Annotated in this window: 2 protein-coding genes; both read right to left on the bottom strand. The window is 66.6% G+C overall.

Features of this window, described 5'->3' with window-relative positions; all coding sequences use genetic code 11:
• Positions 1 to 3,955, bottom strand: a 3,955-nt coding sequence (mobF, locus tag QH283_RS08565) for a MobF family relaxase (protein WP_280502483.1), incomplete at its 3' end; no start/stop codon positions are given.
• Between the two features lie 499 nt (positions 3,956 to 4,454).
• Entirely contained in the window at positions 4,455 to 4,847 is a 393-nt protein-coding gene (locus QH283_RS08560) for an arsenate reductase ArsC (protein WP_280502482.1), read from the bottom strand.
• Positions 4,848 to 4,932: the final 85 nt, after the last annotated feature.

The following is a 4,932-nucleotide window of genomic DNA, read 5'->3' as shown; positions in this document are numbered from 1 at the left end:
TCATCCATTCGGGGCGCTGGTTGGGGGCGCGACCGTCCAATGCGGCGGGGGCCAGGCCCCGGCGCGACCAAAACGCGGCGGCAGGCATCTCGTCCGGTAACGGGCGCTGTCGGGCGGCCGTGTGCAGGCGAACGGCGATGTCGATGCCTGCGTGGGCGGCCAAGTCGATGCGTTCGGCGATCGCGGGCCAGTGCGGGTCGTCGAGGATTCGGGGCTCGATGTCGCGTACGGTGTCGGACCATCGGTGGACGGGGCGTGCGGGATCGCCGAGTGCGGCGTCGATCCGGGCGTCGAGTATCTGTTGGTGGTCACGTTCGCGGGCGGGGTAGCGGTGGGGGCCGGTCGGTCGAAGGTCGGTGTCGGGGATGTGCAGGCTCGCGCGCCAAACAGCGAGATCGGCGAGCAGGTGGGAGTCGGTTCCGAGCAGAGGCCGTGCCCATGCGGGTGCGGTGAGCGGGCTCCAGTCGGTGGTGTCGCGGCGGATCTGTGTGGCGAGGTCGGTGAGGATGCGCCTGCGGGCGTCGGCCTGGGTGGACATGGTGTTCAGCCCCGATGGAATGGCGGGTGTCCACGGCAGTGGCCCGGATCCGGTGGAGTGCGCGCCGGTGGGGTCCAGGCGCCAGTCCACGACGGCGGCGGGATCGGCGGCGGTGTCGAGTTCGCGTTCAGCAATGGCCGCACGAAGTACTGCGACGGGGTCGGCGCCAGTGATGGCGATCGTCGCGAGGTGACCGCGCAGCGTCGGGTAGGCAGCGCTGTCTGTCAGGCCCGGATGCAGTGCTCCGGCGGCGTTGTCCAGACGCTCGAGGGCGGTCGGCCCGAGTGCGTGTTCGGCGGCCAGGGCGATGCTGTCGTGGTAGATGTCGAGCGCACGCCCGATCCGCCGATGCGGGTCGAGGGCGTCACGCCGTTGGGTGGTCGCGGATTTCTGCGTGCCGTCACGGGCGAGAATTCCGACGAGGCTCTCGACCGCTGTGCGCGGAAATATTGCGGGCTTGGTGTAGAAGGAGCCTTCGTCTCCACTCAACGCTGAGGGGATGTAGGCGTGGTTGGCGTGCACACCGCGGGTCATCGCGACATACAACTGTTGGCGGGTTTCGCCGCCGGTGAGCGCGACATGGCAGGTGTCGGCGGTGATTCCTTGTGCGGAATCGATCGTCGCCGCGTACCCCAATCGCACGAACCGCGCCACGTAATCGGCGGGCAGCCACACACTGTCCGCGGCCTTTCTGTGGTGGCGGGCGGTGAGGCTGCCGTCCGGATGTACTGCGGTGACGGTCCAGGCGTAGCCGTTGCGCACCCAGTCCCGGGCACCGACGCGGAGTTTCGAGTTGTTGCGGCGGGTGCGGATGGTGTCGCCGACCGATGCTGATGTGCCGTCGGCGAGTGTCACTTCCAGCCCGTCGACGCCGTTGTCACGGGTGAGTCGGTCGGCCCGGGCGCGGGTGTTGAGGGCGGTGACGGTGTCGTGGTTGGCGGCCAGCATGATCGCTTCACGGCCGGCGCCGTGGTCGGTGGCCCACCCGGTGTAGGCGTCGTCATGGGTAGCGCCGGTGTGTCCGCCGTGCACGCGACCTTGGTCGAGGTACCAGCCGAGTGCGGTCGGGTCGCCCTCGCGCAGCATCAGACTCGCCGACGCTTCGGCGGTGGAGGCGAACCGCACGACATGGGTCAGGGTGAGCGCGTGCTGGGCTGCGGCGGCAGCCAGATCGGCCTCGACACCACCGGCGTCGATCGCTGGTAGTTGACGGTCATCTCCGAGGCATCGGATCGTCGCGCCACGATCGGTGAGGAACCGCAGGAGTTTCAGCCGTTTGACGGTGCCGATTTTGACGTGTTCGTCGATGATGACAAGGGTTTCGGCGTCGATGTCGAGGACCCATTGCGGCAACGGCGACGGGTGATCTCGCTCGGGTGCGGGATCGTTCTCACCGGGGCGGTGCAGGTCGACGATGGTGAGAAGCTTGTCGACGGTCTCACAGCGAGCACCAATCGAGTCACCGAGGACCGCCGCGGCGGCAGCGGTGGGTGCGAGCCCGAGCACCGTCCCGCTGCTGGTCAGCCACGCTGAGGTGAGCACCGACATGCCGGTGGTCTTACCGGTTCCCGCAGGGGCGTTGGCGATGTGCACGCGCAGCCCTGATGTCGCGAATCCTTCGATCACGCTGCGTTGACCGGCGTTCAACGGCCGATCAGGGTGGGCAACATCGTGATCACGAATCGCGACTGATACCACCTCCGGTGCGAGCCGACGCGCACCAGGCTGCACCGATAGCTCGATCAGGGCGTTCTCGGCGGCCAATATGCGGGTCGAGGTGAAGATGCTGGTGTCGGCCGGGGAGTAGATGCTGGAGTTGTCGTGCCGGCGCAGCGTGTCCGGGACGGTGGCGAGTTCGGGTTCGGCGGTGATATCGGGGTCACCGAGTGCGATGGACCTGTCCGGGGCGAGGGCGGCGGCGAGCACGGCCTCGGCGGCCTGTTCCCAGTCACGGCCGTGGATTCGGCCACGGAGTTGGCGTTCGATTTCGGCGCGCACGTTCACCGGCCGCCAGGTCGAGCGGCTCTCGGCCACGACCTCCAACACCCGGTCAGCGGTGTGCGCGACCCACTTCGGGGTGACATCGACCCGCGGCGAGCGCGGTGGATTCAACGCCGCCGACACCGTCGCAGCGACCGCGGCCCGCGAACCGAGCAGCGTCTGAGCTTCACCACGCCAGCTGCGTCGCTGCTCGGCATGGGACCGGGAACTATGTTTGGCGGGGCGGGTTTCCAGGGTGGCTTGCTGGGCAAGGCCGCGCAGCTCGGCCGGCGTGGGTTCGCGGCCATGACTGTGCTGGAAGTCCGCCGCCAGCTCTCCGACACGCGAGCGGATCGCGGTTTCGCGTCGCGACCACGCTTCGATCAACGGCACTCCGATGCCGAGCACCTCTCGGATCGGGCGCTTGGCCGGGTCGGTGCCAGGGCGTTCAGCGAACTCCACACCGATGCTGTCTTCCAGATGGTGTTCGAGGCGGGAGTTGTAGATCTCCGACACCGTGACCACCGCCCGATACACAGCAGCGCCGTCGAGGGTCCGCCAGCGGCCGTCCAACGTGCGCGCACGGTTGGCGATCAGGACATGGGTATGCAGATCCGGGTCCCCGGCACGGCTGTCGCGGTGGGTGAAACAGGCCGCGACCATGCCATCGACGTCGACCTGCCGTACGCCATTTCGACCCAACCGGGTGTAGATCCCGTGGCGCTCCAACCAGTCGAGCGCGTCCGCTACCGCGGCGAGATGGGCGGCCTCGACCTTCGCTGAGACCGGCAACGGCGCCAACGCCCACAACACCGACACCGACTTGACCGGACTGAACGTGATGTCGAAACCCGCCACCGCGGTCGATGTGGGGCGGGAGTTCTTGGCGACCCACCCGGACAATTCCCGCGCATCGAGCGGCGGCCGGGAGTACTCCTCGGCGAACATGTCGAACGCGACACGGGTACGGATCTGCGTGCGAACTTCGTCAGAAATGACATCGATCCCCGACTTGCCGTGCTCGATATTGTGGTTCGTGAATGCCTCCGAACATCGCTTTCGGAAATCGGAATTCACCGTGTAGACGCGAAATGGGTTGCCTAAACGTGACGCGTTGTCGGCCGCGTCGTCGGCTTGTTTCGGCGTCGCGCCGGCGGCGATCGCATGGCTGTAGACGCGATCTTCGATCAGTTCCGCATCCGGGTGACGACCCAGTCCGAACAGCGATTTCATCTGCGACTCGCCCACTTCCGCACCGACCTCGATGCCGAGGGATGCCATGCCCGCACCGGACCAGACGCCGGGAGACTCGCCGTGGGCGGAATAGTAATCCGACAGAGCAGGTCGGCCGCGGGACTCGGTGTCATGTGCGGCGACATTTCGCAGGTAATACTGGTAGCCATTGCCTGCGACGACTTTGTGGATCGTCGCGGTCATAACTCCATCGAGCGCCTCGATGCGGAGAAAGTCGATGGGTTGGAGTAATGCAGTTTCCGGCACTTTACGCAAAAGGCCTGGTCGTTGCCGGATTGTTATTTGAATAGTCCGCGTTTCACGCCTGGATGCAAGAGGTGTGCTCGAGAAAAGTGGGTGGAGAGCAGGGGTATGGGTGGAGTGTGAGCGGAGTCGCGAGTGTGGAGGGGGAGGGACGGAGGTGGGTCGTGGGAGCGATAGGTGAAGGTGCGGCAAGCGAGGCTTCAGGGATCGGTGGCGTGGATCGGGTCTTTCCTTCAGTCGTGCGCGCAGGCGCTGGGCGGTGACGTGCGATTTCCCACCGAAATGTCAGTGGCATGATCTGGGCTTTTGCCACTTCATGTCAGCGGGTTATCCCACCGGATGTCAGTGCTGGCAGCGGTCCGGATTGGAGATAAGTCCGCTTGTGCCAGCCGTGCGTAGGAGTGGGGGCGACGGTGCCGCGCCCTCGGGGATGGGTTGTTCAGGCGCGGGTGGGCAGGAGCTCGGCGACGAGTTCCTGCACCCGCTGCTGGATCTGGTCGCGGATCGGCCGTACCGCTTCGACGCCCTTGCCCGCGGGGTCGTCGAGCGCCCAGTCGCGGTAGGTGGTACCGGGCAGGACGGGGCAGGCGTCGCCGCAGCCCATGGTGATGACGACGTCGGCGGTTTCGACGGCGTCGTAGGTGAGTTTCTTCGGGGTGTGGGCGCTGATGTCGATGCCGAGTTCGGCCATCGCCTCGACTGCGGCGGGGTTGATCCGGTCCGCTGGGTCGGAGCCGGCGGAGCGGGCGCTGATGGCGTCGCCGGCGAGGTGGGTGAGGAAGCCTTGGGCCATCTGGGAGCGGCCGGCGTTGTGGATGCAGACGAACAGCACGGTCGGCTTGACGGTGTTCTCAGTGTCGCTTTAAGTCGTATGGGTATTCGTGATAGTAGAGCTTGGATAGCAGCAGGGACTAGTG

This window comes from Nocardia farcinica (assembly GCF_029867845.1).
Taxonomy (GTDB): Bacteria; Actinomycetota; Actinomycetes; order Mycobacteriales; family Mycobacteriaceae; genus Nocardia; species Nocardia farcinica_A.
The sequence above is the reverse complement of the archived record's forward strand: the minus strand, read 5'-3'. Positions and strand labels throughout refer to the sequence as shown.